This window comes from Sphingomonas hankookensis (genome assembly GCF_028551275.1).
In the GTDB taxonomy this organism is placed as follows: Bacteria; Pseudomonadota; Alphaproteobacteria; order Sphingomonadales; family Sphingomonadaceae; genus Sphingomonas; species Sphingomonas hankookensis_A.
Genome location: NZ_CP117025.1, coordinates 3,364,444 through 3,390,845, shown reverse-complemented (window position 1 = coordinate 3,390,845; position 26,402 = coordinate 3,364,444). Strand labels below are relative to the sequence as shown.

Here is a 26,402-nt window from a genome sequence, read left to right as displayed (position 1 = left end):
ACGCAGCAATTCACGGTGCGCACTGCACCATAAGAAAGGGCATTCCATGCTGACCGTTGGCGACAAGCTCCCTGAATTCACCGTTCCCGTTCAGCAGGGCACCGACGCGCTCCCGGCCGGCGAAACGCTGAGCCACGACGCGTTCCCGGGCAAGTGGAAGGTGCTGTTCTACTGGCCGAAGGACTTCACCTTCGTCTGCCCGACCGAAATCGTCGGTTACAGCGAGCTGAAGGAAGACTTCGCCGATCGCGACGCCGTGCTGATCGGCGCATCGACCGATACCGCGCACGTCCACTTGGCGTGGCGCAAGTCGGACCCGGATCTGGCCGCGGCCGATTTCCCGTGGATCGCGGACAATGGCGCGGTGCTGGCAAGCAAGCTCGGCATCCTCGACAAGAACGAGCATGTTGCGTTCCGCGCGACCTTCATCATCGATCCGGACAATGTGATCCAGGCGGTGCAGGTCAACGGCCTGAACGTCGGCCGCAATCCGGCCGAGACGCTGCGCGTGCTCGACGCGCTGCAGACCGACGAACTGTGCCCGTGCAACTGGAACAAGGGCGACGACGTCCTCCAGGTCGCGGCATAATTTATCGGGCGGGGCTGCGGTCCCGCCCGACCATTCCCAAACGTCACCCCAGCGCAGGCTGGGGTCTCTCCGTAACTGGGAGACCCCAGCCTGCGCTGGGGTGACGTGTTTTCATCGAAGGTAACATCCCATGTCGCTCAAGGAATTTGCGGGCCAGCTGCCCGATTTCGCCAAGGATATCCGCCTGAACGTCGGCTCGCTGCTGAACGAGACGGTGCTCGACCCGCAGAAGAAGTTCGGGACGATGCTCGCCTGCGCCCATGCCACCGGTCACAAGCCGCTGGTCGAAGCGGCCGAGGCCGAAGTCGCCGACAAGCTGTCGCCCGAGGCGGCGAACGCGGCGCGTGCCGCAGCGGCGGTGATGGCGATGAACAACGTCTATTACCGCTTCGTCCACCTCGCCAAGAACAAGGAATATGGCAACCTGCCCGCGAAGCTCCGGATGAACGTGATCGCTGCGCCGGGGATCGAGAAGGTCGATTTCGAACTGTTCAGCCTGGCGGTGTCGGCGATGAACGGCTGCGGCATGTGCATCGACGCGCATGAGGACGTGCTGAAGAAGCACGGCGTGAAGGCCGAGGTCATCCAGGGCGCGGTGCGGATCGGTGCGGTGCTGGCGGCGGTGGCGACGGTGCACGCGGCGGTGGCGTAAGTAAGAAGAAATCTGGTTCGCGCGGAGGCGCGGCGGCGCGGAGGAGTTGCGGCGCACGATCGTCCGGCGTCAGCGGGACCCTCATCCTAGCCGCAGCCTACGAAGAGGCTGATCGCTACGCGATCGGCTTCCCCAAACGAGCCTCTCTGCGCCTCTGCGCGAACCAGTTTCTTTTTCTGCCTGCGCTATGAAAGCGCCCGATACACGCTGTACAGGCTGGTGATCGTCAGCACGACGCCGACGAGGATCAGCAGCGTGCGCGCCGGGATGTGTTTGGCGAACATCGCCCCGAACGGCGCGGCGACGATGCCGCCGATCAGCAGGCCGGCAACCGCGGTGGTGAAGGCCTCCAGCCCCAGATGGAACAGGAACGTCGCCGAAATGCTGACGGTCAGGAAGAATTCGACCGTGTTGACCGTGCCGATCGTCGTGCGCGGGGTGGCGCCCTGTACCAGCAGGTTGGAGGTCACGACCGGACCCCAGCCGCCGCCGCCCGCCGCGTCGAGGAACCCACCGACCAGCCCCAGCGGGGCGATGACCTTCGGCTCCTTCGGCTCGGGTGGCTTCCGTAAGCCCCGCCACAGCAGGTACAGGCCGATCCCGGCCAGATAGGTCATCACGAACGGCCGCGTGACCGAAGCGTCGAGCGACGACAGCAGATAGGCGCCGGTGACGCCGCCGGCGATGCCGGGCAGCACCAGCCGCCAGAACAGCTTCCAGTTCACATTCTTGTGCAGCGCGTGGCTGATCCCCGACACGCCGGTCGTGAAACATTCGACGACATGCACGCTGGCGGAGGCGGTCGCGGGCGGCACGCCCAGCACGCTCACCAGCAGGGTCGACGAAATCACCCCGAACGCCATGCCCAGCGCACCATCGACGATCTGGGCGGCAAATCCGGCGGCAATGAACTCGGCCAGACGCGCCCAGTCGATATTCTCGAGCATCCCATTCCCTTCGAGTTGGCGCAGCGTGGCTCAGTGATGGCGGCAAACGACAATGCCTACAAGATACATAGGGTTTGTTGCGCCTACAGTACGACTTGGCGAGTGGGGACGGGCCGCCTACATTCCGAGTTGAGAGTCCGTTTTGAAACGCGCGAAGGCGCGTTTCGTGGCGGCGCCGGCCCGCTCCCCCACCCGGCCACCCACAGCGTATCCTGATTGGGTGGCCGGGTGGGGGAGCGGGCCGGCACCGCAGGACTCCGACGACCAAGGGGACTGCACATGGTTGCGCGGCTGTTGCGCTATCTGGATTCGATCAAGGCGCGGGACCCCGCGCCGCGGTCGCGCGCCGAAATCCTGACCTATCCCGGCGTATGGGCGGTCGCGTTCCACAAGGTTTCGCACCGGCTGTTCCGCGCGCGCTGGTATTTCGCTGCGCGATCGATCAACCATTTCTCGCGCTTCCTGACCGCGATCGACATCCATCCGGGTGCCACGATCGGCCGGCATTTCTTCATCGACCACGGCTTCGTCGTGATCGGCGAGACGGCGGAGATCGGCGATGGCGTCACCATCTATCAAAATGTGACGCTGGGCGGGACCAGCCCCGACAACGGCATCGCCGGCAAGCGGCATCCGACGATCAGCGACGGCGCGATCATCGGGTCGGGCGCGCAGGTGCTGGGACCGATCACTATCGGGACACGTGCGCGGGTCGGCGCCAATGCGGTGGTGACGAAGGACGTGCCGGAGGGGACGACCGTCGTCGGCATCCCGGCGCGACCGACCGTGGTCGAGGGCGGGCAGGCACCCGATCCGCGCTTCGTCCCCTATGGCACGCCATGCCGCGACACGTTCGATCCGCAGACGCAGCGGATGGAGCTGCTGCGCTGCGAGGTGGAAACGCTCAAGCGGCAGCTCGACGCGCTGCTGGCCGAGCAGCAGGACCATCGCGACCGCGCCTGATGGGAATCGTCACCCCCTTTCCCGCGTCACGCCAGCCGGGGCAGGTCGGGTTCGAACGCGCCGAGCTGACCCGCATCCTCGACCTCTATGGCCGGATGGTCGCCGCCGGGCATTGGCGCGACTATGCGATCGATCTGGGGCGCGAGGCGGCGGTCTTCAGCGCCTTCCGCCGCGCGACCGAACGGCCCGAGTTCCGCATCGAGAAGCGGCCGAGCTTGCGCAACAAGCAGGGCATGTGGGCGCTGGTGGGGGAGGCCGGCGCGATCGTGAAGCGCGGGCACGAGCTGGGACCGGTACTGGCCCCGGTCGAGCGCCGGCTGATGAAGCTGGTCGAGGAATAAAAAACGGCCCCGGTCGCCCGGGGCCGCAAGGTACGCTCCAAGGAATGAGTTTTCAGGCCATCGCCACGGGCGGCAGGCGTTGGCCGATGCCGCCGAGCAGTCCAACCACCTGACGCCGCATCGGTTGCCAGAAAACCGACAGGGTCAGCAGCGCCGATCCGATCACGAAGGCGGTGAACGCCGCCGACAGTTCGACCGCCCCCGCCTTTTCGAACAGCGCGTAGAGCGCATAGAGGACATAAGCGAGGCTGGAGACGAGCAGCGCGCGGCGGTCGACCGCCAGCGCCACGAGGCCGAACACGACGTAGAGCGCGATCACCACCGCCGCCATCGGTGCGGTGACGCTCGGCCCGAACACGCCCAGCAGCTGGAACAGCGAATGCGCGATCAGCGGGGCAGCGACGAGGTGCAGCCAGAAGGCGACGTCGCTGCGGCGCGTGCGGCGGTCGCGATCGGACATGTCCCAGCGCATCGCGGCGACGAACACCGCGATGCCGCCGAGCAGGGTCACCGGATAGAAATTATCCTTGAGCGCCGGGAACGCCGCGACGATCAGCGACGCCACGGTCGCGACCAAAGCCGCTGCCCCCGCTGCAACCGTGATCGGCACCATGAACCGCCGCCAGTGCAGCCATGCTGCGCCGGCCGCGACCACGCCGATGCCGGCGAAGATCATCGCGGTCGTCCGGTCGGGCACATTCTGCGGGTCGAGTTCGACCACGATCCCGAACAGCGTTGCAGCGACCCCGCCGACGAACGCGAGCAGCAGCAGGATGCTGGGCAACGCCATGCGGCGGCGCGCGGTGAAATATTCGGCGAGAAACCATGCGGCGCCCGCGACGCCCAGACCGCCCAGTGGCGTCAGTATCGTGCCGCCGATCCAGGCGAGCGATACCAGCAGCAGCGCGAGCGCGACCGAGACGAAGATGTCGTTGAACCCCGTCAGCAGGCGGAAATGCTCCTCATCCACCACCGGGGTCGCGCGTTGCTGCGCAATGTGGGCGCGCAGCGCGTCGGCGGAGTCGCGCGACAGCACGCCAGCCTCCACCGCGCCGTTCAGATCGCTCTCGCTATACATGCTATTACCTCCCTGTATTAGGGGAGTATGACACATGTGTATTGCTCATGCAATACAGGGCGATCGGTCAGTAGTTCGGCCACAGGCCGGGCGTGGCCAGTTCGATGATATGGCCGTCAGGATCGTCAAAATACAGGCTGCGACCGCCGCCGGGCCACCGGATTTCGCTGGTGAGCGCGATCCCGCACTGCTCGAGATGGTCGCGCCACGCGCCATAATCGGCATCGGCGATCGCAAAGGCCATGTGCAGCCGGCCCGCGCCGTCATGGCCGGGGATGACGCCGCCGGGCACCGCCATCGATTCCGCCGACTGCCCCTGCGCGAACAGCAGCAGAACGCTGCGCCGCCCCGCATCGAACGCGGCCATCCGCTCGTTGCGCAGCAGCACCGGCCGGCCGAGATCGTCGGCGAAGAAAGCGACCGACCGATCGAGATCGGTGACATAGAGCGCGGTTTCGAGCACGCCATCGATCGTGGGGGGAGCGGAGGGGCGTTCAGCCACCCCCACAGCGCCGCGCGGATCGGTTGAGCCAGTCATGTCGTTACCTCGCGGAACTGGTCGAACATGACGGATATATAGGTCGGAGGGCCTGCGTTTCGAGATCGGTTCTCCGCCTGTCCGCCGGACATGAAAAAGGCGCCCCGCCGGGTGGGCGGGGCGCCGTTGCTTGCCGCCAGGCCGGGGCGGGTTACTTGCCGCCCGGATTGCGGCAGCCATCCTTCAGCGTGCGCGTGCACACCGGGTAGCTGTCCTTCGCCGGCGGCGGCGGGGTCACCTGCGGCGGCGCGAACTGAATCTGCTGGCCGGCCATCGGCGAACCTGCCATCGGGGCGGGCGGTGCCGGCGGCGCCATCGGGGCCGGGGCGGCGGTGGTCGCCATCGGATCAGCCGGTGCTGCCGGGGCGTCGGGCGCCGGCGGCGGGGTCATGTTGTCGGCCGGCGGGGTCGGCGCGGTCGTCGTGCCCGGCTGCATGGTGGCGTCGGGGGCGGGCGTCGTCGGCGGCGTGGTCTGCGCGACGGCGGCGCTGCCCATCAGCAGGGCGGCCATGAAAGCGACAGTCTTCATCGGATAGCTCCTTTTCGACTTTTATCGTTGAGGCTGCGAACCAGAACGACCAGGCACGAAAAGGTTTCCGCGCAAGTTTTCAGCCTGTCGCGTCCAGAGCATAGCCCGCCGAGCGGACGGTACGGATAATATCGGGCCGGTCGCCGACATTGATCGCCTTGCGCAGGCGGCGGATATGTACGTCGACCGTGCGCGATTCGATGTCCGAATCATGGCCCCACACCGCATCGAGCAGCCGTTCGCGCGAGAAAACCCAGCCGGGATGTTCGAGGAAGTGTTTGAGAAGGCGGAATTCCGTCGGCCCCAACGGCACGACTTCGCCGCCGCGCCGCACGCGGTGGCCGACCGTGTCCATCTCGATATCGGCATAGCTCAGCGCCTCGCCGGCCAGCGCCGGGCGGACGCGGCGCAGGACCGCATTGACGCGGGCGACCAGTTCGCGCGGGGAGAAGGGCTTGGTGACATAATCGTCGGCACCGGTTTCGAGGCCGCGCACGCGATCCTCTTCCTCGCCGCGCGCGGTCAGCATGATGATCGGCACATTCTGCGTCTCGGCCTGGCGGCGCAGCTGGCGGCAGACTTCGATCCCCGACAGCCCTTCGACCATCCAGTCGAGCAGGACGATGTCGGGTGTCGCCTCGCGCGCGAGCAGCAGTGCCTCCTCGCCCTCATGGGTGCGGACGACCTCGAAATCCTCACGCTGGAAGTGGAAGGCGATCAATTCGGCCAGCGCCGCATCGTCTTCCAGCAGCAACATCCGTGCCTTGCTCATGATTATCCTGCGAAGTCCGAGGTTTCACGTTCCGCCATCGTCTGCCCGGTGGCGGCGAAATAGACCATTTCGGCGACGTTGGTCGCATGGTCGCCGATGCGTTCGAGATTCTTGGCAACGAACAGCAGGTGCGCGACCTGGCTGATCGTCTTGGGATTTTCGACCATATAGGTCACCAGCACGCGGAAGATGCTGTTGTAATAATCGTCTAGCGCGCTGTCGCGCTTGCAGATCTCGACCGCCGCCTGCGGGTCGCGCGCCGAAAAGGCGTCGAGCACGTCATGCACCATGTCCGATGCCAGCTGGGCCATGGCCGGCAGGATGCTTAAGGGTTCGATGCGCGGTTCGTGGGTTTCGCCATGGATCGATGCGACCCGCTTGGCGATGTTCTTGGCATAGTCGCCGATGCGTTCGATGACGGCGGCGATCTTGAGCGCCGCGACCACTTCGCGCAGGTCGTCAGCCATCGGCGCGCGGAGCGCGATGACACGGACGGTCAGCTTCTCGACCTCCGCCTCGATCGCGTCGATCGCCTTGTCCTTGGCACGCACTTCCTTGGCGAGCGCCGGATCGTTGCGGGTCAGCGCCAGCATCGCGTCGCTGATCGCCTGTTCCGCCAGGCCGCCCATCTGCGAAATCAGCGCGCGCAGATGGCCGATGTCGCGATCGAACGCCTTGACCGTATGTTCGTGGCCCGTCGTCATCTCGCCTCCCTCAACCATAACGCCCGGTGATATAGTCTTTTGTGCGCTCCTGGCGGGGGTTGGTAAAGATGTCCGAGGTCCGGCCATATTCGACCAACGTGCCGAGGTGGAAGAAGGCGGTCCGCTGCGACACGCGCGCGGCCTGCTGCATGTTGTGGGTGACGATCGCGATGGCATAGCGCCCGCGCAGTTCGTGGATCAGCTCCTCGATTTTCGCCGTCGCGATCGGGTCGAGCGCGCTGCACGGCTCGTCCATCAGGATCACTTCCGGATCGACCGCGATGGCCCTTGCGATGCACAATCGCTGTTGCTGACCGCCCGACAGTGCGGTGCCGCTGTCGGTCAGGCGGTCCTTCACCTCGTTCCAGAGCCCCGCGCGGGTTAGCGAGCGTTCGACGATCCCGTCCATATCGCCCTTCGACGCGGCGAGGCCGTGGATGCGCGGGCCATAGGCCACGTTTTCATAGATCGACTTGGGGAAGGGGTTCGGCTTCTGGAACACCATGCCGACCCGCGCACGCAGCTGAACCACGTCCATCGCGGGGGAATAGATATCCTCGCCATCCAGCCGGATGTCGCCGGTGACGCGCGCCGACGACACGGTGTCGTTCATCCGGTTCATCGTGCGCAGGAAGGTCGACTTGCCGCAGCCCGACGGACCGATAAAGGCCGTCACATGCTCCATGTCGATGTCGATCGACACGTCCTTGATCGCCTGTTTCTGGCCATAGAACACGTCGACGCCGCGCGCCGACAGTTTCGGGGTCGCGTTGTTGAGTTGGGTGTCGGTCATTACCAGCGGGTCTCGAAGCGATTGCGGAGATAGATGGCGAGCGCGTTCATCGCGAGGAGGAACGCCAGCAGCACGAGGATCGCGGCGCTGGTCTTTTCGATGAAGCCGCGGCTGACCTGATCGGACCACAGGAAGATCTGCACCGGCAGCACGGTTGCGGGATCGGCGAACCCCTGCGGCGGCTGGCTGATAAAGGCGCGCATGCCGATCATCAGCAGCGGTGCGGTTTCGCCCAGCGCGCGGGCCATGCCGATGATGGTGCCGGTCAGGATGCCGGGCAGGGCGAGCGGCAGGACATGGTGGAACACCACCTGCACCTTCGACGCGCCGATGCCGAGCGCGGCGTCGCGGATCGACGGCGGCACCGCCTTGATCGCGTTGCGCCCGGCGATGACGATGACCGGCATGATCATCAGCGCGAGCGTGAGCCCGCCGACGATCGGCGCGGAGCGCGGCAGGTTGAGCGTGCCGAGGAACACGGCAAGGCCGAGCAGGCCGAAGATGATCGAGGGCACGGCGGCGAGGTTGTTGATCGACACCTCGATCAGGTCGGTCCACCGGTTGCGGGGGGCGTATTCCTCCAGATAGAGCGCCGACAGCGTGCCGACCGGAAAGGCGATCAGCAGCGTGACGAGCATCGTCATCAGCGAGCCCTTGAGCGCGCCCCAGATGCCGACGGCGGTCGGATCGGTCGAATCGGCCGATCTGAAGAAGTCGGTGTTGAACCCGGTCGAGATGGTGCCGGCTCGCTCCAGCCGGGCGACCAGCGCCTCGTCCGCCGGCTCGCCATCGGCCTTGGCCGCTTCCTCGATCCCCGGCGCGGCGGGAACGGGGATCCTGACCTTTTGCGACAGGATCGACGGATCGGCCTTGATCGCGTCGCGCACCGTCAGCCACGCGCTGTCGGAGATGACGCGGTTCTCCTCGCCGAACGCGGCAGCCGCCGCACCGTTGACGGTGTTTTCGAGGCCCGCGCCGGCCAGCGCCAGATCGGCACCGCGCGTCTTCAGCTGCGCGCGGTCGACTTCTAGTCCCGCCGACGGAAAATCGATCGGCAGCGTGACCAAGGTCCGCTGAAACCCGCCGATCCCGCTCATCAACATGGTGACGAGCAGGAAGGCGAGGAACCCGCCCGACAGCACGACGGCGGCAAGGCCGAAGAAGCGGAAGCGGCGTTCGGCGGCATAGCGGCGACGGATGCGCTTCTGCATCGCGCCCGTTTTCCAGTCGGTCGGCACGCGTTCGGGCACGTCCCGCTCGATCGCAGGCGATCCGGCGACGTTGGCAGGACTATTCATAGGCTTCCCGGTAGCGTTTCACGACGCGCAGCGCGACGACGTTGAGAAGGAAGGTGATCGCGAACAAGGTCAGGCCGAGCGCGAAGGCGGCGAGCGTCTTCGGGCTGTCGAACTCGGCCTCGCCGGTCAGCAGGTCGACGATCTGCTTGGTGACGGTGGTCGCGCTTTCGAACGGGTTGAGCGTAATCGACGCCGCGCCCGACGCGGCCATGACGACGATCATCGTCTCACCGATCGCTCTGGAGACGGCGAGCAGCACGCCCGCGACGACGCCGGGGAGCGCGGCGGGGAGCAGGACCTTGCCGATCGTCTCGCTGGTGGTGGCGCCCATCGCCAGGCTGCCGTCGCGCATCGATTGCGGCACGGCGGCGATCGAATCGTCGGCCATGGACGACACGAACGGGATGATCATCACCCCCATGACAAGGCCGGCGGCGAGCGCGCTTTCCGAACTGGCGAACGGCATGCCGAGCATGACGGCGAGGTCGCTGATCGCCGGACCGACGGTCAGCGCGGCGAAATAGCCATAGACCACGGTCGGCACGCCGGCGAGAATTTCGAGGATCGGCTTCATCCACTTGCGCACCGCCGGCCTGGCATATTGCGTCAGGTAGATCGCGCTCATCAGCCCGAACGGGATGGCGACGATCATCGCGATCACCGCGCCGATGAAGAAGGTGCCCCAGAATAGCGGCACCGCGCCCAATGTCGCCCCCGGATCGGACGAGCGGATGACCTGCGGGCTCCAGTTGGTGCCGAACAGGAAGTCGGTGACCGGCACGATGCGGAAGAAGCGCCAGCTTTCGATCACCAGCGACAGGAAGATGCCGAGCGTGGTCAGGATCGCGATCAGCGACGCGACCAGTAGCGCCAGCATCACCGCGCGTTCGACCTGCGTCCGCGCGCGATAATCGGGTCGGATGCGGGTAAAGGCGAAGGCGCCGCCGGCAAAGGCGAGCAGGATGGCGAGCGCGGTGCCGATCCAGTCGTAGCGGCTTTGCGCGGCGGCATAGGCAGGCGCCAGCGCTTCGGCTTGGCTGTTGAACGCGCCATAGGCATTACCGAGCGCCAGCGAGCGCGCCTCCGCCAGGATCGCCGAGCGTTCGAAGCCGGGGCCGGGCAGCCCGGCGGCGGCGGGCGCCTGCAGCACCGCATCGCGCACCAGCGCAGGCGACACCGCGCTCCAGATGCTGAGGAACAGCAGGGCAGGGGCCGCGATCCAGATCGCCATGTGCCAGCCATGCTGGCTGGGCAGCGAATTGGGCCGGTCCGCAGCGGTCGCGGGCTTGGCGAAACGGGCGGCGCGGGCGCGCGCGACCATCCAGCCGATGCCGCCGAACCCCAGCATCAGCAGGATCAGGGTAAAGCCGTGCATCAGTGCAACCCCGCCGGGTTCATCGGCGTCTGGTCCTTGATCTCGGCCGCCGATTCGGCGCGGACGGTGGCAGGGGCGGCGATCATGCCGCGCCGGGTCAGCGGCCCGCCCGGGTCCCACGACTTCGCATAGGCGGCGAGGAAGTCGTTCATGCCCGGCACCGGTTTGATGTGCGCCTTCTTGACATAGATGAACAGCGGTCGCGCACCGGGATAGCTGCCGTCGGCGATGCTGTCATAGGTCGGCACGATCCCGTCGATCGGCACGCCATGCAGCCGCGACTTGTTTTCCTCCAGATAGGAATAGCCGAAGATGCCGACCGCATTGGGGTTGGTCGACAGGTTCTGCACGATCAGATTGTCGTTCTCGCCCTTGTCGACATAGGCCGCGTCCTCGCGGATGCGGGTGCAGATATCCTCGTAGCGATCCTTGTCGCTGTCCTTGAGCTTCTTCACCTCGGGCATCGCCGCTTCGCAGGCCGGGACCATGATGAGTTCGACCAGCGCGTCGCGCGTGCCGCTGGTGGCCGGCGGGCCGAAGAACTGGATCGGGATGGCGGGCAGCGCCGGGTTGATCTCGTTCCACATCCGCGCCTTGTTCGGCTTGCCCAGCGGATTGGCCGACAACGCCATATAGACGTCGCGCTTGCTAAGCTTCAGCTTCGGCCCATTGTTCGATTCGGCCAGCGCCACGCCGTCGACGCCGACCTGCACCTCCATGATGTCCTTCACGCCATGCGCGACGCAGCTGGCATATTCCGACTTCTTCAACCGGCGCGACGCGTCGAGAATGTCGGGATGCTGCGGGCCGACCCCGGCGCAGAACAGCGCCGCGCCCGCACCGGTGCCGGTCGATTCGACCAGCGGCGCGCGCAGGTCGGGGTTCGCGTTCACCAGCATTTCGGCGACCGCGGTGGTGAAGGGATAGACGGTCGACGATCCGACGACGCGGATATGGTCGCGCGACGTCTGCGGCTCGCACGCGGTGAGCGCGAGGCCGAGGGCCAGGACGGACGCGATCCGGCGGGTCATGCGGTTCCAGTTTCCATGGGCGTTGACGGTCATTCGCGACGCTCGGCGGTGCCATGTTACCATGGCGTTACGCCTTTATGACACCGTGGAGGGGCAGCAGCACGGAAACCGTCGTGCCGTCGCCCACCACGCTGCCGATATCGAGCCGGCCGCGATGCCGTTCGACGATATGCTTGACGATGGCAAGGCCGAGGCCGGTGCCGCCCAGCGCCCGGCTGCGCCCTGAATCGACACGGTAAAATCGCTCGGTCAGCCGCGGCAGATGCTCGATTGCGACCCCCTCGCCATGATCGCGCACCACCAGCGCCGCCATGGTATCGCGCGCGGTCAGGCTTATTTCGACCGGCGTGCCGGCGCGGCCATATTTCATCGCATTGCCCATGACGTTGTGCAGCAGCTGCGACAATTGCGCCCGGTCGCCGATCACGGTCACATCGGGGGCGACCGACAGCACGATGTCGGCACCGCGCGTCGGGTTGGTCGCGGCCAGTTCGCCCTGCACCGCCGGCACCATCGCCGACAGGTCGACCGCCTGGTCGGGCGGGCGGTATTTCTCCGCCTCGATCCGGCTCAAGGAGATCAGGTCGTCGATCAGCCGCTGCATCCGCCGCGCTTCGTCGTTCATGACCTTCAGGAAGCGTTCGCGCACGGCCGGGTCTTCCCCCGCCTCGTCGCGCAAGGTTTCGATGAAGCCCAGCAGCGAGGCGAGCGGGGTGCGCAGTTCGTGGCTGGCATTGGCGACGAAATCGACTCGCATCTTTTCGGTCGCGCGGTTGCCGGTACGGTCGACCAGATGGACGAGCCGGCGGTCGTCGGCGAGCGGGCGGACCCGCATCTCCCAGCTCTGGTCGCGCGCGCCAAGCCCCACCAGCCCGACCGGTTCCCGATCGTCGCGCGTGCCTAACAGCCGCTCGGCCGCCGCGGGGTGGCGGATGGCGAGGCGGACGTCGCCGCCGACGACATGCTGGCCGAGCAGCGAGAGCGCGGCGGGGTTCGCCGCCTCGACATGGCCGCGCGCGATCACCAGGATCGGTTCGTCGACCGCATCGATCGCCGCCTGGGTCGCGGCGACGACATGCTGGCGCGCGGTATCGGGCGATTCGCTGGTGCCGCGTTCGGGCGGGTGCAGCCCGGCGACGAGCACGGCGGCGACCGCGCCGACCGCCACGACCGCGCTGGCATTGATCCCGGCACCCAGCAGCAGCGCCAGCAGGGCGACGCCGATCGCGATGGCGAGGGCGAGGGGCAGGCGGGGGCCGAATTCGTCCATCGCCCCCGATTAGGCGGAAGTGACGATCAAGGCCAGAGGGAGCGGCGTGCCCCGCGATCGGACAGGTTAACCCTCTTTGCGATTGCGAATTATGCCGGGTTGGGGAAGATGGCGCGATGACCGACGCTCCCACCCCTTCGCCCGATGGCAGGCTCGCGCGGCGCACGCTGCTGATCGGCGCGGCGAGCGCGTCGGCGGTAGTGTCGATCCGTCCGGCGCTGGCACAGACCCAGGCGTCGATCATGACCTGCGAAATCCCGATCCCCGACCGCGCGCGCGCCGGGCAGATGATCGCCGCCGACGGACAGGTCGTCGCCCCCGGCACGCCCGGCGCCTTTCCCGGCGCCAACCGCCCCTTCACCGGCGAACAGGTGAAGCTGGCGATGAAGGGGCAGAATTTGCCCGGCACCGATGGCGATACGACCCGCGCCTATCTGAAATATGTCCAGCGGTTGCAGAACGGGACCAGCGGCTTCACCTGCTTCGCCTCGCTCCAGATGCCGCGCGGCTGACGCTTCCATGCCGGCACGCTATCGCGCGCCGCCGCCGGCTGCTCTCCGGGTCGTCGCGCTCGATACGCTCAGCGCCGTCTATCACCGCGCATCGGGCCAGACCCATGTCGTCGCGCCGCCGGTGCCCGAACTGCTCGATCTGCTGGCCGACCGGGCAATGACTGCCGACGAACTGCTGGCGGCGCTGGCCGAGCGGTTCGACCTGCCCGATGGCGATGCGGCGGCACTGACCGCGCGGCTGGACGAACTGGTCGATACCGGACTGGCCGAACGCTTGGACCAACCGGCGTGAGGCACGTTGCGACGCTGCGCATCGGCCCCATAGGCTTTCGCATCGGCAGCGACTGGCGCGGCCCGGTCGACCAGTTGCGTGACCTGTATCGCGACTATCCCCGGCCCGAGGACGGCATCGCCGATTTCAACGTCCGCCTGTTCGCCGCGCGACCGTGGCGGCGGTTCGTGCGCCCATCGGTGATGATCGGCGGCGATTTCACCATCCCCGATGCCGCGCCGCTGCCGCTGCGCCAAGGGCTGCTGGCGGCCGAGATGGGGATGAATTTGCAGATGGCGCTGGCGCAGCGCCGCTATCTGCTGCTCCACGCCTCGGCGGTCGAGCGCGACGGGCGGGCGCTGCTGATGACCGGCGAATCGGGTGCGGGCAAGTCGACGCTGGCGGCGCTGCTGATGACGCGCGGCTGGCGGTTGATGGGCGACGAGTTCGCGCTGCTCGATCCGGCGACCGGACTGGTCCATGCCTTTCCCAGGCTCATCAGCCTGAAGAATCAGGCGATCGGGGTGATGGAACGCGCGGCACCCGCCGGCCGGTTCGGCCCGCTGCTGGCGGGCACGCCGAAGGGGGACATTCGCCACCTCGTTCCCGATGCCGCCGCTATCGCCGCGATGGATCGCCCCGCCGTCCCTGCTTTGCTGCTGTTCCCGACCTTCGGACAGGCGGAGGCGGTGCGGCCGGTCGAGGCGGCCGAAACCTTCGTGCGGCTGACCCAGGCATCGACCAACTATGTCGCGATGGGCGAGCGCGGGTTCGATGCGCTGACCGGCCTGGTCGGGCGAATGCCGGTGCGGGCGATCGACTATCCCGATACCGACACCGCGCTGGCGCTGGTGGAGGGGCTGTGGGGGAAACTGGCATGACGGATGCCAGGACGGCCGGCGCGCTCGCCGATCCCGAGTTGTGGGACGGTCTGGATTCCGCCGACAGCTGGAACGCGCTGATCGCGGCGGCGCGGGCGGAGCAGCTGATCGGCAGCCTTGCCACCCGGCTCGACGGGATCGAGATGCCCCCTGCCGCCGCACGCATCATGGCCGACGCGCGCGCGTCCGCCGAACAGGGGCGCGTGGCAGCATTGTGGGAGGCGGAGATGGCACGGCGCGCGCTCGCCCCGCTGGGTTTGCCGATCGTTCTGCTGAAGGGCACCGCCTTCGTCGCCGCCGGACTGGATGCGGGGCGGGGGCGGGCGATCGGTGATCTCGACATCCTCGTGCCGCGCGACGCCCTCAATGCGGTGGAGGCGGCGCTGCTGGCCGCCGGGTGGGAATGGGTGAAGCCCGACCCCTATGACGACGCCTATTACCGCCGCTGGATGCACGAGCTGCCGCCGCTGATCCACCGGACACGCGACCGGATGATCGACGTCCACCACACGATCCTGCCGCCCACCGCACGACCTAAGCCTGACGCGGCAGCGCTGATCGCCGGGGCGGTGCCGCTTGGTAACGGCCTGTCGGTGCTGTGCCCGGAGGATATGGTGGTCCACGCCGCTGCGCACCTGTTCGCCGATGGCGACCTGCAGGGTGGCTTACGCAACCTGTGGGATATCGACCGGCTGGTCCGCGAGTTTGTCGATCGGGATGCCGGGTTCGTCGCGTCGTTGACCGAGCGGGCGGCGCTGCACGATCTGTCGGATGCGGTCGCGCGGGCGCTACGATTGGCGCGGCGCATCTACGGGACGCCGGGGGGCGGCGATCCGGTCGCGTCCGACGCGCTGTTCGCCCGCCGCCTGCTGGCGCGCGACGGCTGGGGACGGCTCAGCCATAAGGGGACCGAGTTCGGCTTCTATGTCCGCTCGCACTGGCTGCGGATGCCGCCGGTCATGCTGGCGCGGCATTTGTGGACCAAGTTTCGGAAGAGATAGGGTTTTCACGCGAAGGGGCGGAGACGCGAAGAAGAAGTTTTGATTGCGCGCAGAGGCGCAGAGGACGCTGAGGGGTAACGCTCGCCGCGACAGCGGCTCTCCATCATCGGCCGCCGGCAGGAACCAGGCTGCGCCAGACAGGCCGAGATGGCCTGCTCCCCAACATCTCAGCGTCCTCGGCGCCTCTGCGCGAAAACTCTCTTCATCTCCTTCTCCGCGCCTCCGCGCCTCCGCGCCTCCGCGCCTCCGCGTGAAACCGAATCCTCTTCCGCCTACCGCCACATCCCCCGCGTATCGTACACCTGCTTGCCCTCGCGCGCCTCGACCGGCACCGCCTTGAACACGCTATGGTCGACCAGCACGACCAGAATGTCGTTCGCCAGCCCCGCCTCCAGCGACACCAGCCGCCCGCCGACGAGCGATCGGGGCAGGGTGGTCACGAACGGTTCGACCAGATCGATCCGGTCGCCATAACGCGCGATAAGTTCGGCCGCGACCTTCACCGCCGGGCTTTCGCGCAGGTCGTCGATATCCGCCTTGAACGCCAGGCCCAGCAGCGAGGCGCGGGCGTGCGGAGCGGCGTCGAGCATCGCGGCGGCGCGGGCGACGACATGGTCGACCTTGCCGTCATTCACCTCGCGCGCGGTGCGGATCAGCGGGGTCTGTTCGGGGGCGGCATCGACGATGAACCAGGGGTCGACCGCGATGCAGTGCCCGCCGACGCCCGGACCCGGCTTCAGGATGTTGACGCGCGGATGGCGGTTGGCCAGCTCGATCACGTCCCAGACGTTGAGGTCCATCTTGTCGCACACGATCGACAGTTCGTTGGCGAAGGCGATGGCGACGTCGCGGCTGGTATTCTCCACCAGCTTGACCATTTCCGCCGTCCGCGCGGTGGTGACGGTGCAGGCACCCTCCACGAACCGGCGATAGAAGCCGCACGCCGCTTCCGCACAGGCCGGGGTGATCCCGCCGATCGAGCGTTCGTTCGACACGAGTTCGAGGATGATCCGCCCCGGCAGCACCCGTTCGGGGCAATAGGCGACCGCAATGTCGGGCGTATCCGACAGCCCAGGCATCGCCAGGTCGGGCCGCAGTTCGGCCAGCAGGTCGCGGATCTGTTCGGTGGTCCCGACCGGCGACGTCGATTCGAGGATAACCGTATTGCCCTTGCGCAATACCGGCGCGATCGCGCGGGTGGCGTTCAGGACATAGCTGAGGTCGGGCACATGGCCCGGCCCGAACGGCGTCGGCACGGCGATGACGAAGATGTCGGACGGCGCCGGGGTCGTCGCGGTGGTCAGGCGGCCGAGCAGCACGACGTCGCGCACCAGCGTGTCGAGATCGGCCTCCTCGATATGGATGTCACCGCGCGCCACGGTGTCGACGACATGCTGGCTGACATCGATGCCGATGACCCGCGCGCCCGACCGGGCGACGACGGCGGCGGTCGGCAGGCCGATATAGCCGAGGCCAACGACGCACACGTCATAGGTGTCGGCGGCGGCGATCCGCTGTTCAAGCATAGAGGGTCTCCACGATGCGGGCGGACGCATGGCCGTCTCCGAAGGGGTTGTGCGCCTTGGCCATCGCGGCATAGGCGGCGGGGTCGTCGAGCAGGGTCGCCACTTCGGCGACGATGCGGTCCTCGTCCGATCCGATCAGCTTCGCGGTGCCGGCCATCACGCCCTCGGGGCGCTCGGTCGTCTCGCGCATCACCAGCACCGGTTTGCCGAGGCCCGGCGCTTCCTCCTGCACCCCGCCCGAATCGGTCAGGACCAGATGGCACAGGTCGAGCAGCCGGACGAAATGCGGATAATCCTGCGGCGCGATCATCGCGACGCGCGGATTGTGCCCGAGGATCGCGTCCATCACGCTACGAACCTGCGGATTGGGATGGACCGGGAAGATCACGCCGACATCTTCGCGCGCGGCGATGCGGGCGATGGCGCGGGCGATATTCTCCATGCCGCCGCCGAAATTCTCGCGGCGATGCGTCGTCACCAGCACGACGCGCGTGCCGGCGAACCGCTCGGCCAGTTCGTCGAGCGCCTGCGTCCGCGCCGGTTCGGCGGCGAGGCGTGTCCGCGCCATGTGCAGCGCGTCGATCACGGTGTTGCCGGTCACGAGGACGCGCTCGGCCGGCACATTCTCGGCCAGCAGCGCGTCGGCGGCGGTCTGCGTCGGGGCGAAATGCAGGTCGGCGATGCTGCCGACGATCTTGCGGTTCACCTCTTCGGGCCAGGGATGATAGACGTCGTGGCTGCGCAGACCCGCCTCGACATGGGCTACGGGCACCTTGCGGTAATAAGCGGCGAGCGCGGCGACCATCGCCGTCGCGGTGTCACCCTGCACGATGACCCGGTCGGGCTGTTCGGCATCGAACACCGGGCCCAGCGCATCGAGCAGCCGCGCGGTCAGGCCGTCCAATGACTGGCCGGCGGTCATGATGTTCAGGTCGATGTCCGGGGTGATCCCGGCGAACTCCATCACCTGGTCCAGCATCTCGCGATGCTGCGCGGTGACGACGACGCGGGTGTCGAAGCCGGGATGGGCACGAAGGGCATGGATCAGCGGGAACAGCTTGATCGCCTCGGGCCGCGTACCGAACACGACCAGGATTCGCTGCACCCGCTTGAACATCCGCAACCCCCGCGACCGGAATTGGCCGCTACCATGGCCGAACTAGCGGCGGGAGCTTAATAATTGGTGGCGCTCAAGCTCCTCCCCGGCACCGGGGGGGACCGTCCGCGCAGCGAATGGTGGAGGGGAGTGTCCGCATTCGGCACGGTTGCGTTGCGTCGAGACCCCCCTCTACCATGCTGCGCATGGTTCCCCTCCCCGCTGAGCGGGGAGGAGCTTCAGGCGTGATACCTGTCCGCCACCTTGTTCCGCGACGCATTGGGCGCGATCTTCGCTTCGGCCGCTTCCAGCGCTTCCCAATCCGCCACATCCGGCAGCGACGGGATGCACACCGCCTCGCCCAGCTCCAGCCCGCGCAGCGAGGCGACGACCAGATCGTCCGGCTCCATCACCCGCTCGGGCGGGAAATCGTCGATGCTCTTGCCCGCGACATGGTGGAAATCGGTCGCGGTGACGCCGGGGATCAGCAGCTGGATGCGAATGTTGCCGTCCTTCGCCTCCGCCTGCATCGTGCGGGTGTAATAGGCGACATAGGCCTTGGTGGCGCCATAGCCGGCATAGGCCGGCATCTTGGTGAACAGCGTGCCCGACCCGACATTGATGATCGTGCCCCGGCCCGAGCGCTTCATGCCGGCCATCGCCGCATCGGCCAGCCGGCTGAACGCGACGACGTTGAGCAGCAGCATGTCGGTCATGTCGTCGCGGTCGCCCTCGCCGACCTTGCCCATCGCGGCGAAGCCGGCATTGTTGACGAACAGCGCGATCGGCTCGCCCGCCTCCAGCCGTTCCTCGACCACGTCGAGGTCGTCGGGGTCGGCGAGGTCGGCGGCGATCACCTCGATATCGATGCCGTGTTCGGTCGACAGCTGTTCGGCGAGGTCGCGCAGCCGGTCCTCGCGCCGTGCGACGATGACGAGGTCGTGGCCGGTGCGCGCGAGGTGATGCGCGAAGCTGAGGCCGATACCGGACGATGCGCCGGTGATGAGAGCGACGGGGCGGGTCATGGCAGTTCCTCGAAAGGGGAAGGGGTCAGGGGGCCAAACGCGCGAGCGTCGGGATCAGTTCGTCGAAATGATCGATCACCGCATCCGCCCCCAGCTCGGCGACCGGCTGCATCATGAAACCGAACGAGCAGGCGATGCTGGGAATCTCGGCATTCCTGGCCGCATCGATATCGAAATGCGAATCGCCGACGAACGCGGCGCGCCCGCCGCCGCAGCGTTCGATCATCGCGTCGATCGGCGCGCGGTTGGGCTTGGACTTGCCCGGCCCCAGCGTATCGCCACCGATGACGCAGCCGAAGCGGCGGGTGAGGTCGAGCTCGTCCAGCAACCGCAGCGCCAGCCCCTCCAGCTTGTTGGTGACGATCGCGACCTTGACCCCATCAGTATCCAACTGGTCGAGCGCCGCCATCGCGCCCGGAAAGGGTCGCGAATGGACGGCGATGTTCGCTTCGTAATAATCGAGCAGTAGCCGGTGGAGCCGGTTCAGTTCCGCCTCGTCGCAGCCGCCGGTCGCTTCCATCCCCTGCCGCAGCATGTGCCTGGCCCCGCCGCCGATCATCGGAATGACCTGTTCGCGCGTCAGTAGCGGCCGCCCGGCATCGGCCAAAGCATGATTCACCGCATCGGTCAGGTCGCCGCTGGTATCGATAAAGGTCCCGTCGAGGTCGAAGCCGACGATATCGAATGAAATTGTTGTCATCATCATCGGCATTGGCGCGCGCGATATGGAATTGGCAAGGGTCGTGTGCCACAGACGGCCCCCATGAGCGCACAACCCATCGCTGCCGTGATCCTCGCCGCCGGGCAGGGCACCCGCATGAAGTCGACGAAGCACAAGGTGCTGCACCCGCTCGCCGGGCAGCCGATGCTGTTCCATCTGCTGGACAGCCTGTCCGCCGCGAACGTCACCCGCCGGGTGGTGATCGTCGGTGCGGTCGGCGAACAGGTCGAGAAGGCGGTCACCGGCCGAGGTGTCGAGATCGCGTGGCAGCGCGAACAGCTGGGCACCGCGCATGCCGCATTGCAGGCGAAGGAAACGCTCGCCGACCACGACGGCATCGTGCTGGTCTGTTTCGGCGATACCCCGTTGCTGTCGGCGGATACCGTCGCGCGGCTGACCGCACGGCTGGACGAAGCCGACCGGCCGGCGGTGGCGGTGCTCGGCTTCCGCCCAGCCGATGCCGCCGCTTATGGCCGGATCATCGCCGATGATGCCGGCAACATCGCCAAGATGGTCGAATATAAGGACGCCTCGGCAGAAGAGCGCGCGGTCAATCTGTGCAACAGCGGCGTGACCGCGGTGCGCTCGGCCGACCTGTGGGCGCTGCTCGAACGGGTCGGCAACGACAATGCGGCGGGCGAATATTACCTCCCCGACATCGTCATGCTCGCCATCGCCGACGGACGCGGCGCGGTGGTGATCGAGACGGCAGCGGACGAAGTGGCCGGCATCAACAGCCGCGCCGAACTGGCGGCGGTCGAAGGTGCGTGGCAGGCCAAGCGCCGCGCCCGTGCCATGGCTGATGGCGTGACGCTGATCGCGCCCGAAACCGTGTTCTTCGCGCACGATACGCAGCTCGGCCGCGACGTGACGGTCGAACCCAATGTCGTGTTCGGCCCCGGCGTGACCATTGCCGATAACGTCACGATCCACGCCTTCAGCCATCTGGAGGGCGCGACCGTCGCGTCGAAGGCCGATGTCGGCCCCTATGCGCGTCTGCGCCCCGGCGCGGTGCTGGGCGAGGGCAGCCGCGTCGGCAATTTCGTCGAGGTGAAGAACACGACGCTGGGGGTAGGGGCCAAGGCCAACCACCTGACCTATCTCGGCGACGCCAGCGTCGGCGCGAACGTCAATATCGGCGCAGGCACGATCACCTGCAATTACGACGGCTTCTTCAAATACCGCACCGAGATCGGCGAGGGCGCGTTCATCGGATCGAACAGCGCACTGGTCGCGCCGGTCAGGATCGGCGACGGCGCACTGGTCGCCGCCGGATCGGTCGTGACTCGCGATGTCGAGGCCGACGCGCTGGCGCTGGTCCGCGCCGAACGCGCCGACCATCCCGGCTGGGCCAAGCGGTTCCGCCACAAGCAGGCCGCCCTGAAAGCCGCCAAGAAATAACCAAGCGGGCATCCCGCCGGAGACAAGACTATGTGTGGAATTGTTGGCATCATCGGCACCGAAAGCGTCGCCGACCGCTTGCTCGATGGGCTCAAGCGCCTCGAATATCGCGGCTATGACTCGGCGGGCATCGCCACGGTCGAGGGGCAGTCGATCGAGCGTCGCCGTGCGTCGGGCAAGCTCAAGAACCTTGCCGCCGAACTGGCCGAGCATCCGCTGCCCGGCAATATCGGCATCGCCCACACCCGCTGGGCGACGCATGGTGGCCCGACCACCGACAACGCCCATCCGCACGCGACAGACGAAGTTGCGGTCGTCCACAACGGCATCATCGAGAATTTCAAGCCGCTGCGCGAGGAACTGACCGCGCGCGGCCGGGTGTTCACCAGCGAGACCGATACCGAGGTCGTCGCCCATCTGGTCAGCGAACAGGTCGAGGCCGGCCTGTCGCCACAGGACGCGGTGAAGGCGATCCTGCCGCGCCTGCACGGTGCCTTCGCGCTCGCGATCCTGTTCCGCCAGCATGACGACCTGCTGATCGGCGCGCGGCTCGGCTCGCCATTGGTCGTCGGCTATGGCGAGGGCGAAGTCTATCTCGGCTCCGACGCGCTGGCGCTCGCCCCGCTGACGCAGCGCATCGCCTATCTGGAGGAGGGCGACTGGGTCGTCTGCCGCCGCGACGGCACCGACATCTTCGACCGCGACAACAACCCGGTCGATCGCCCGGTCACGCTGTCGGGCGTCACCGGCGCGCTGATCGACAAGGGCAATCACCGCCACTTCATGCAGAAGGAGATCTACGAACAGCCGATCGTCGTCGCCCAGACGCTGCGCGGCTATCTCCAGCGCTTCGAAGGGCGCGTGTCGCTGCCGATCCCCGAATTCGACCTGTCGGGCATCAAGCGCGTCACCATCGTCGCGTGCGGCACCAGCTTCTATGCCGGCATGGTCGCCAAATACTGGTTCGAACAATTCGCGCGCGTGCCGGTCGACTTGGATGTCGCCAGCGAGTTCCGCTACCGCGCGCCGGTGATGGAGGAGGGCGGTCTGGCCCTGTTCATCAGCCAGTCGGGCGAGACCGCCGACACGCTGGCAGCACTTCGCCACGCCAAGAGCGAGGGCCAGACCATCGCCGTCGTCGTCAACGTGCCGACCAGCACCATGGCGCGCGAGGCCGACCTGCTGCTGCCGACCCATGCCGGGCCGGAAATCGGCGTCGCCTCGACCAAGGCGTTCACCTGCCAGCTCGCGGTCCTGGCAGCACTCGCAGCGAACCTCGCCAAGGCGAAGGGGCGCTTGAGCGAGGCCGAGGAACGCAGCATCGTCCGCCACCTTGCCGAAGCGCCCGCGTCGATCAACGGTGCGCTCGCCTATGACGAGGCGATCGAGGGCATGGCCGGCGTCATCGCCGCCGCGCGCGACGTGCTGTATCTGGGGCGCGGCACCGATTATCCGCTGGCGCTGGAAGGGGCGCTGAAGCTCAAGGAAATCAGCTATATCCATGCCGAGGGCTATGCCGCCGGCGAGATGAAGCATGGTCCGATCGCGCTGATCGACGAGTCCGTGCCGGTCATCGTCATCGCACCGTCGGGCCCGCTGTTCGACAAGACCGTCAGCAACATGCAGGAAGTGCAGGCGCGCGGCGGCAAGGTCGTGCTGATCTCCGACTATGACGGTATCCAGGCGGCGGGCGACGGCGCGGTGGCGACGATCACCATGCCCAAGGTCCACCCGCTGATCGCGCCGATCGTCTATGCGGTGCCGGTGCAGCTGCTGGCGTACCATGTCGCGGTGGCCAAGGGGACGGACGTCGACCAACCGCGTAACCTGGCGAAGAGCGTGACGGTGGAATAGCGAAAAGATCCTCCCCGCACCGCGGGGAGGGGGACCGTCCGCGCAGCGGATGGTGGAGGGGTGCCGCCCCAGGCGCCACGTCAGCGTGCGCGCCATTGCCCCTCCACCAGCCTGACGGCTGGTCCCCCTCCCCATAGATGATGGGGAGGAGCTGTATCCTCCCCGTACCGGGAACGACCCTCCGCGTACCCAACCCGTATCATTTCATTGCTGACGGACCCGCGCGGCGCGCGCCCGGTTCACGCCCCCATGGCAACATGGGGACTCGCAATGAACCTTCGCACGCTGGGCGCGACGACGCTCGCCCTGTTCTCGACCGCCGCCTTCGCGCAGGCGCCGCAGAAATCGATACCCGGCTACACCGAAACCGCGCCGCCCTATGCGACCGAATCGGTGGTCAACCATCCGGTCACCATCGGCTGGCCCGAAGGCCGCGCTCCCACCGCGCCGCGGGGCTGGGAGGTCGTGAAGTTCGCCGGCGGGCTCGACTATCCGCGCCAGGCGCTGCTGCTGCCCAATGGCGACATGCTGGTGTCCGAAGCGCGCACCCTGCCCAAGCTCGACGCCGATCCGGAGGTCGCGCGCGGACAGGCGCTGTCGAAGACCACCGGCTACAGCGCCAACCGCATCACGCTGCTGCGCGACGCGAACCGCGACGGGATCGCCGAACAGCGCTTCGTGCTGCGCGAGAATCTGAACCAGCCGTTCGGGATGCAGTACGCCAATGGCCGGCTGTATGTCGCCAATACCGATGCGGTGGTCAGCTTCCCCTATCAGCCGGGCCAGACCAGCATCACCGCAGCGCCGCGTACCCATGCGACCGTGCCCGCCGGTGGCTATAACAACCACTGGACCCGCAACCTGCTGCTCAGCCCCGACGGGCGTACGCTGTTCGTGTCGGTCGGGTCGGCGTCGAATGTCGGCGAATATGGTATGGACGAGGAAAAGCGCCGCGCCGCGATCCTCGCCATCGACCTGACTACGGGACGCGAGCGGACCTATGCGTCGGGGCTGCGCAATCCGGTCGGCATGGACTTCGTGCCGGGCACCAACACCCTGTGGACTGCGGTCAACGAGCGCGACGAGATCGGCGACGACATCGCCCCCGACTATCTGGTCGGGGTGCGCGAAGGCGGTTTCTACGGCTGGCCGTACAGCTATTTCGGCAAGCAGGACCCGCGCCACGCCAACGAGAAGCGCGAACTGCTCGCCACCACGCTGCTGCCCGACGTCGCGGTCGGCGCGCATGCGGCGGCGCTCGGCATCGCCTTTGCCAAGCAGGGCGCGCCGACCGCGTTCGTCGCGCGGCACGGATCGTGGAACCGGTCGAGCTTCAGCGGCTATGACGTGCTCGCCGTGCCCTTTGCCGAGGGTCGCCCGACCGGCGATCCGCAGCCGTTCCTGACCGGATTCGTGGCGGATGCGAAGAAGGGCACCGTCTATGGCCGCCCGGTCAGCATCCAGACGCGGGCCGACGGCGCGATCTTCGTGGTCGACGATGCCGGCGATACGGTGTGGCTGGTGCGGCGGCGGGGGTGACCCCGCCCGTCACCCCGGATCAAGTCCGGGGTGACAATTTGGGCAGGGCACATGTCCGCCGCTCAGTGCAGATCCACCACCACCGGGAAATGGTCGGACGGGTAGCGCGGGCCGCGATGGTCGGTCGCTACCCGCGCCGATACCGGCCGCAACCCGCGCACGAACACATAATCGATCCGCCGGTCCGGCGTGCCGGTGAAGTCGTGGAACGTCAGCACCGGCCCGGACCGCTTCGGCGCCTGCTGCCACGCATCGGTCAGCGCGCCGGTGAACACCCGATAGGCCGCGCTGTCGGGCTGCGCGTTCAGGTCGCCGGTCACCACCACCGGCAACCGCCCGGCGATGCCCCGCATCCGGCCGAGCAGCACCTCTGCCGCCCTCGTCCGCGCCACCGCATCGACGTCGCGATGCGGGAAATGGGTGTCGAACAGCACAAAGCGTTGGCCGTCCGCCCGCCGGAACTCGCCCCAACTGACCATGCGCGGCAGATCGATGCCCCAGCTCGCACTCCCCACCCGGTCGGGGGTCGCGGACAGCCAGAAATCGCCGTGCCGCACCAGCCGCAGCCGGTCGGTGCGATAGAGGATGCCCATATGCTCGTCGGCATGGCCCCCATGCCGGTCGCGCCCGAACCAGCGCCAGTGCGGCAGGGCAGCGACGATCGCGTCGCCCTGTCGCCGGTACAATTCCTGCGTGCCGATCACGTCCGGATCTGCGCTACGGATCGTGTCGATCAGGATCGGTGCGCGCGCCTCCCACCGGTTCGCGCCGTCGTCCGGGTTGGGATAGCGCACGTTGAAGCTCATCACGCGCAGGTCGCGCGCATCGGCAGGCAGGACGACGATCGCCAGCGCCAGCGCCAGCCAGCGGATCATGCGACGATCCATTCGACGCCGGCACTCACCCCGGCATAGGCGTCGTCCATCTCCCGATCGGAGACGATTCGGTCGACCTCCGCGAACGACGCCACCGCGACCACGCTCGCCCGGTCGAATTTCGATGCGTCGACCGCCATCGTCACCCGCCGCGACTGGGCAATCATCTGGCGGCACACTTCGCCCTCGCCGATGTGATAATCGGTGAAGCCGGCCGCGACATCGACCGATTCGGTCGACACGATCGCCATGGCCGGCCGGAACTGTGCCAGATAGGCCCGTGCAGTAGCGTCGAAAAATGCGCGATAGCGTTCGTCCAGCTCGCCCCCGGCGAGATACAGCCGGTTGCCATAGCGCCCGCCCAATTCCGCCGCGACGCCCAGCGCGTTGGTGACGATGGTCAGGTCGCGCTTCCCCTTCAAAGCCTGCGCGACATGGAAGGCGGTCGAACTGGCATCGAGATAGAGCGAGTCGCCATCGGCCACCGTCTGTGCGACGGCGGCGGCGATGCGCTGCTTCGCGCCGGCATCGCGATGCAGCCGCGCCTCGAACGGCCCTTCCTCGACCGATTTCGCCAGCCGCGCGCCGCCATGGATGCGCTCGACCAGCCCGTCCGCCTCCAGCAGCCGCAGCTCGCGGCGCACCGTCTCGTCCGACACGGTCAGCGTATCGGCCAGCATGTGAATGCCCAGTGGCTCCCCCTGCGCGAGCAGGTCGAGGATCTCCTGGCGGCGGTCGCGGCGCTTCATCATGGGCGCACACCATATCGCCGACAGGTCGCGAGACAAGCGATCCATGCGGATATCAACAGGATTCCATC

At 67.4% G+C, this 26,402-nt stretch carries 28 protein-coding genes; 11 read left to right on the top strand and 17 right to left on the bottom strand.

Annotation, left to right across the window (positions count from 1 at the left end):
- Positions 1-46 precede the first annotated feature (46 nt).
- Together PPZ50_RS16100 and PPZ50_RS16095 are read left to right on the top strand one after the other, a co-directional pair.
- Entirely contained in the window at positions 47-589 is a 543-nt protein-coding gene (locus tag PPZ50_RS16100; RefSeq protein ID WP_066690393.1) for a peroxiredoxin, read from the top strand.
- A gap of 130 nt (positions 590-719) precedes the next feature.
- Positions 720-1,241 carry a carboxymuconolactone decarboxylase family protein gene (locus PPZ50_RS16095; protein WP_066690399.1) on the top strand — a complete coding sequence of 174 codons (522 nt, stop codon included), beginning with the start codon at positions 720-722 and terminating at the stop codon, positions 1,239-1,241.
- A gap of 185 nt (positions 1,242-1,426) precedes the next feature.
- On the opposite strand, the gene PPZ50_RS16090 is transcribed toward PPZ50_RS16095, so the two are convergent.
- Positions 1,427-2,188: a sulfite exporter TauE/SafE family protein gene (locus PPZ50_RS16090; RefSeq protein ID WP_066690401.1), complete on the bottom strand. Its 762-nt coding sequence runs from the start codon at positions 2,186-2,188 to the stop codon at positions 1,427-1,429.
- A 279-nt stretch (positions 2,189-2,467) separates the two neighbouring features.
- Here PPZ50_RS16090 and epsC point away from each other — a divergent pair, with 279 nt between their 5' ends.
- Both epsC and PPZ50_RS16080 read left to right on the top strand, forming a co-directional pair.
- Positions 2,468-3,151: a serine O-acetyltransferase EpsC gene (gene epsC, locus PPZ50_RS16085; RefSeq protein WP_272815495.1), complete on the top strand. Its 684-nt coding sequence runs from the start codon at positions 2,468-2,470 to the stop codon at positions 3,149-3,151.
- Complete coding sequence (locus PPZ50_RS16080) at positions 3,151-3,492, top strand: DUF2794 domain-containing protein (RefSeq protein ID WP_272815494.1); 342 nt, start codon at positions 3,151-3,153, stop codon at positions 3,490-3,492. The genes epsC and PPZ50_RS16080 overlap by 1 nt, the downstream gene beginning before the upstream one ends.
- Before the next feature lie 52 nt (positions 3,493-3,544).
- On the opposite strand, the gene PPZ50_RS16075 is transcribed toward PPZ50_RS16080, so the two are convergent.
- From PPZ50_RS16075 to PPZ50_RS16030, 10 genes are all read right to left on the bottom strand, one after another.
- Positions 3,545-4,570 carry a hypothetical protein gene (locus PPZ50_RS16075; protein ID WP_272815493.1) on the bottom strand — a complete coding sequence of 342 codons (1,026 nt, stop codon included), beginning with the start codon at positions 4,568-4,570 and terminating at the stop codon, positions 3,545-3,547.
- A 67-nt stretch (positions 4,571-4,637) separates the two neighbouring features.
- Entirely contained in the window at positions 4,638-5,108 is a 471-nt protein-coding gene (locus PPZ50_RS16070; protein ID WP_272815492.1) for a VOC family protein, read from the bottom strand.
- A gap of 151 nt (positions 5,109-5,259) precedes the next feature.
- Positions 5,260-5,637, bottom strand: coding sequence for a hypothetical protein (locus tag PPZ50_RS16065; protein ID WP_066690425.1), 378 nt, complete (start codon positions 5,635-5,637; stop codon positions 5,260-5,262).
- Positions 5,638-5,716: 79 nt separating this feature from the next.
- Positions 5,717-6,409, bottom strand: coding sequence for a phosphate regulon transcriptional regulator PhoB (gene phoB / locus PPZ50_RS16060; RefSeq protein WP_055761798.1), 693 nt, complete (start codon positions 6,407-6,409; stop codon positions 5,717-5,719).
- A 2-nt stretch (positions 6,410-6,411) separates the two neighbouring features.
- The gene (gene phoU / locus PPZ50_RS16055; RefSeq protein WP_066690435.1) at positions 6,412-7,113 is read right to left on the bottom strand and encodes a phosphate signaling complex protein PhoU; all 702 of its coding nucleotides are present in this window, start codon (positions 7,111-7,113) and stop codon (positions 6,412-6,414) included.
- Positions 7,114-7,123: 10 nt separating this feature from the next.
- Entirely contained in the window at positions 7,124-7,906 is a 783-nt protein-coding gene (gene pstB, locus PPZ50_RS16050) for a phosphate ABC transporter ATP-binding protein PstB (RefSeq protein WP_066690437.1), read from the bottom strand.
- Positions 7,906-9,204: a phosphate ABC transporter permease PstA gene (gene pstA / locus PPZ50_RS16045; RefSeq protein ID WP_066690439.1), complete on the bottom strand. Its 1,299-nt coding sequence runs from the start codon at positions 9,202-9,204 to the stop codon at positions 7,906-7,908. The genes pstB and pstA overlap by 1 nt, the downstream gene beginning before the upstream one ends.
- Positions 9,197-10,579 carry a phosphate ABC transporter permease subunit PstC gene (gene pstC, locus PPZ50_RS16040; protein WP_272815491.1) on the bottom strand — a complete coding sequence of 461 codons (1,383 nt, stop codon included), beginning with the start codon at positions 10,577-10,579 and terminating at the stop codon, positions 9,197-9,199. Before pstC ends, pstA begins: the two co-directional genes overlap by 8 nt.
- Entirely contained in the window at positions 10,579-11,610 is a 1,032-nt protein-coding gene (locus PPZ50_RS16035) for a substrate-binding domain-containing protein (RefSeq protein ID WP_126014318.1), read from the bottom strand. The genes pstC and PPZ50_RS16035 overlap by 1 nt, the downstream gene beginning before the upstream one ends.
- Before the next feature lie 67 nt (positions 11,611-11,677).
- The gene (locus PPZ50_RS16030; RefSeq protein ID WP_066690448.1) at positions 11,678-12,880 is read right to left on the bottom strand and encodes an ATP-binding protein; all 1,203 of its coding nucleotides are present in this window, start codon (positions 12,878-12,880) and stop codon (positions 11,678-11,680) included.
- A gap of 116 nt (positions 12,881-12,996) precedes the next feature.
- Between PPZ50_RS16030 and PPZ50_RS16025 the strand changes: the two genes are divergently transcribed.
- The 4 genes from PPZ50_RS16025 to PPZ50_RS16010 are packed head-to-tail and all read left to right on the top strand — an operon-like array spanning position 12,997 to position 15,545.
- Positions 12,997-13,392 (top strand): hypothetical protein, encoded by a 396-nt coding sequence (locus PPZ50_RS16025; RefSeq protein WP_066690450.1) that lies wholly within the window; start codon positions 12,997-12,999, stop codon positions 13,390-13,392.
- A 7-nt stretch (positions 13,393-13,399) separates the two neighbouring features.
- On the top strand, positions 13,400-13,684 hold the full coding sequence (locus tag PPZ50_RS16020; RefSeq protein WP_066690451.1) for an HPr-rel-A system PqqD family peptide chaperone: 285 nt from the start codon (positions 13,400-13,402) through the stop codon (positions 13,682-13,684).
- The gene (locus PPZ50_RS16015) at positions 13,681-14,544 is read left to right on the top strand and encodes an HprK-related kinase A (protein ID WP_066690453.1); all 864 of its coding nucleotides are present in this window, start codon (positions 13,681-13,683) and stop codon (positions 14,542-14,544) included. The genes PPZ50_RS16020 and PPZ50_RS16015 overlap by 4 nt, the downstream gene beginning before the upstream one ends.
- Positions 14,541-15,545 carry a nucleotidyltransferase domain-containing protein gene (locus tag PPZ50_RS16010; RefSeq protein WP_066690464.1) on the top strand — a complete coding sequence of 335 codons (1,005 nt, stop codon included), beginning with the start codon at positions 14,541-14,543 and terminating at the stop codon, positions 15,543-15,545. Before PPZ50_RS16015 ends, PPZ50_RS16010 begins: the two co-directional genes overlap by 4 nt.
- A gap of 272 nt (positions 15,546-15,817) precedes the next feature.
- Here the strand turns inward: PPZ50_RS16010 and wecC are convergent, their stop codons facing one another.
- The 4 genes from wecC to PPZ50_RS15990 all read right to left on the bottom strand — a co-directional run bounded on the left by wecC (position 15,818) and on the right by PPZ50_RS15990 (position 19,892).
- Positions 15,818-17,071, bottom strand: coding sequence for a UDP-N-acetyl-D-mannosamine dehydrogenase (wecC, locus tag PPZ50_RS16005; RefSeq protein ID WP_066690467.1), 1,254 nt, complete (start codon positions 17,069-17,071; stop codon positions 15,818-15,820).
- Positions 17,064-18,188, bottom strand: coding sequence for a non-hydrolyzing UDP-N-acetylglucosamine 2-epimerase (gene wecB / locus PPZ50_RS16000; protein ID WP_066690477.1), 1,125 nt, complete (start codon positions 18,186-18,188; stop codon positions 17,064-17,066). Before wecB ends, wecC begins: the two co-directional genes overlap by 8 nt.
- Positions 18,189-18,406: 218 nt before the next feature.
- Entirely contained in the window at positions 18,407-19,192 is a 786-nt protein-coding gene (locus PPZ50_RS15995; RefSeq protein ID WP_066690480.1) for an SDR family NAD(P)-dependent oxidoreductase, read from the bottom strand.
- A 25-nt stretch (positions 19,193-19,217) separates the two neighbouring features.
- Positions 19,218-19,892 carry an HAD-IA family hydrolase gene (locus PPZ50_RS15990; RefSeq protein WP_066690502.1) on the bottom strand — a complete coding sequence of 225 codons (675 nt, stop codon included), beginning with the start codon at positions 19,890-19,892 and terminating at the stop codon, positions 19,218-19,220.
- Between the two features lie 63 nt (positions 19,893-19,955).
- Between PPZ50_RS15990 and glmU the strand changes: the two genes are divergently transcribed.
- The 3 genes from glmU (at position 19,956) to PPZ50_RS15975 (ending at position 24,707) form a co-directional block, all read left to right on the top strand.
- On the top strand, positions 19,956-21,314 hold the full coding sequence (glmU, locus tag PPZ50_RS15985) for a bifunctional UDP-N-acetylglucosamine diphosphorylase/glucosamine-1-phosphate N-acetyltransferase GlmU (RefSeq protein WP_066690484.1): 1,359 nt from the start codon (positions 19,956-19,958) through the stop codon (positions 21,312-21,314).
- A gap of 30 nt (positions 21,315-21,344) precedes the next feature.
- A complete protein-coding gene (gene glmS, locus PPZ50_RS15980; protein ID WP_066690486.1) occupies positions 21,345-23,168 on the top strand; it encodes a glutamine--fructose-6-phosphate transaminase (isomerizing) in 1,824 nt (607 codons plus the stop codon).
- A 270-nt stretch (positions 23,169-23,438) separates the two neighbouring features.
- Entirely contained in the window at positions 23,439-24,707 is a 1,269-nt protein-coding gene (locus tag PPZ50_RS15975) for a PQQ-dependent sugar dehydrogenase (protein ID WP_066690489.1), read from the top strand.
- 62 nt (positions 24,708-24,769) lie between these two features.
- Here PPZ50_RS15975 and PPZ50_RS15970 read toward each other — a convergent pair whose 3' ends face one another.
- The gene (locus PPZ50_RS15970; RefSeq protein WP_198158547.1) at positions 24,770-25,582 is read right to left on the bottom strand and encodes an endonuclease/exonuclease/phosphatase family protein; all 813 of its coding nucleotides are present in this window, start codon (positions 25,580-25,582) and stop codon (positions 24,770-24,772) included.
- Complete coding sequence (locus PPZ50_RS15965) at positions 25,579-26,334, bottom strand: DeoR/GlpR family DNA-binding transcription regulator (RefSeq protein ID WP_272815490.1); 756 nt, start codon at positions 26,332-26,334, stop codon at positions 25,579-25,581. Before PPZ50_RS15965 ends, PPZ50_RS15970 begins: the two co-directional genes overlap by 4 nt.
- Positions 26,335-26,402: the final 68 nt, after the last annotated feature.

Coding starts and splice junctions, on each gene's coding strand:
- PPZ50_RS16100 (WP_066690393.1), top strand. CDS start 47: ATGCTGACCGTTGGCGACAAGCTCCCTGAATTCACCGTTCCCGTTCAG.
- PPZ50_RS16095 (WP_066690399.1), top strand. CDS start 720: ATGTCGCTCAAGGAATTTGCGGGCCAGCTGCCCGATTTCGCCAAGGAT.
- PPZ50_RS16090 (WP_066690401.1), bottom strand. CDS start 2,188: ATGCTCGAGAATATCGACTGGGCGCGTCTGGCCGAGTTCATTGCCGCC.
- epsC (WP_272815495.1), top strand. CDS start 2,468: ATGGTTGCGCGGCTGTTGCGCTATCTGGATTCGATCAAGGCGCGGGAC.
- PPZ50_RS16080 (WP_272815494.1), top strand. CDS start 3,151: ATGGGAATCGTCACCCCCTTTCCCGCGTCACGCCAGCCGGGGCAGGTC.
- PPZ50_RS16075 (WP_272815493.1), bottom strand. CDS start 4,570: ATGTATAGCGAGAGCGATCTGAACGGCGCGGTGGAGGCTGGCGTGCTG.
- PPZ50_RS16070 (WP_272815492.1), bottom strand. CDS start 5,108: ATGACTGGCTCAACCGATCCGCGCGGCGCTGTGGGGGTGGCTGAACGC.
- PPZ50_RS16065 (WP_066690425.1), bottom strand. CDS start 5,637: ATGAAGACTGTCGCTTTCATGGCCGCCCTGCTGATGGGCAGCGCCGCC.
- phoB (WP_055761798.1), bottom strand. CDS start 6,409: ATGAGCAAGGCACGGATGTTGCTGCTGGAAGACGATGCGGCGCTGGCC.
- phoU (WP_066690435.1), bottom strand. CDS start 7,113: ATGACGACGGGCCACGAACATACGGTCAAGGCGTTCGATCGCGACATC.
- pstB (WP_066690437.1), bottom strand. CDS start 7,906: ATGACCGACACCCAACTCAACAACGCGACCCCGAAACTGTCGGCGCGC.
- pstA (WP_066690439.1), bottom strand. CDS start 9,204: ATGAATAGTCCTGCCAACGTCGCCGGATCGCCTGCGATCGAGCGGGAC.
- pstC (WP_272815491.1), bottom strand. CDS start 10,579: ATGCACGGCTTTACCCTGATCCTGCTGATGCTGGGGTTCGGCGGCATC.
- PPZ50_RS16035 (WP_126014318.1), bottom strand. CDS start 11,610: ATGACCCGCCGGATCGCGTCCGTCCTGGCCCTCGGCCTCGCGCTCACC.
- PPZ50_RS16030 (WP_066690448.1), bottom strand. CDS start 12,880: ATGGACGAATTCGGCCCCCGCCTGCCCCTCGCCCTCGCCATCGCGATC.
- PPZ50_RS16025 (WP_066690450.1), top strand. CDS start 12,997: ATGACCGACGCTCCCACCCCTTCGCCCGATGGCAGGCTCGCGCGGCGC.
- PPZ50_RS16020 (WP_066690451.1), top strand. CDS start 13,400: ATGCCGGCACGCTATCGCGCGCCGCCGCCGGCTGCTCTCCGGGTCGTC.
- PPZ50_RS16010 (WP_066690464.1), top strand. CDS start 14,541: ATGACGGATGCCAGGACGGCCGGCGCGCTCGCCGATCCCGAGTTGTGG.
- wecC (WP_066690467.1), bottom strand. CDS start 17,071: ATGCTTGAACAGCGGATCGCCGCCGCCGACACCTATGACGTGTGCGTC.
- wecB (WP_066690477.1), bottom strand. CDS start 18,188: ATGTTCAAGCGGGTGCAGCGAATCCTGGTCGTGTTCGGTACGCGGCCC.
- PPZ50_RS15995 (WP_066690480.1), bottom strand. CDS start 19,192: ATGACCCGCCCCGTCGCTCTCATCACCGGCGCATCGTCCGGTATCGGC.
- PPZ50_RS15990 (WP_066690502.1), bottom strand. CDS start 19,892: ATGACAACAATTTCATTCGATATCGTCGGCTTCGACCTCGACGGGACC.
- glmU (WP_066690484.1), top strand. CDS start 19,956: ATGAGCGCACAACCCATCGCTGCCGTGATCCTCGCCGCCGGGCAGGGC.
- glmS (WP_066690486.1), top strand. CDS start 21,345: ATGTGTGGAATTGTTGGCATCATCGGCACCGAAAGCGTCGCCGACCGC.
- PPZ50_RS15975 (WP_066690489.1), top strand. CDS start 23,439: ATGAACCTTCGCACGCTGGGCGCGACGACGCTCGCCCTGTTCTCGACC.
- PPZ50_RS15970 (WP_198158547.1), bottom strand. CDS start 25,582: ATGATCCGCTGGCTGGCGCTGGCGCTGGCGATCGTCGTCCTGCCTGCC.
- PPZ50_RS15965 (WP_272815490.1), bottom strand. CDS start 26,334: ATGATGAAGCGCCGCGACCGCCGCCAGGAGATCCTCGACCTGCTCGCG.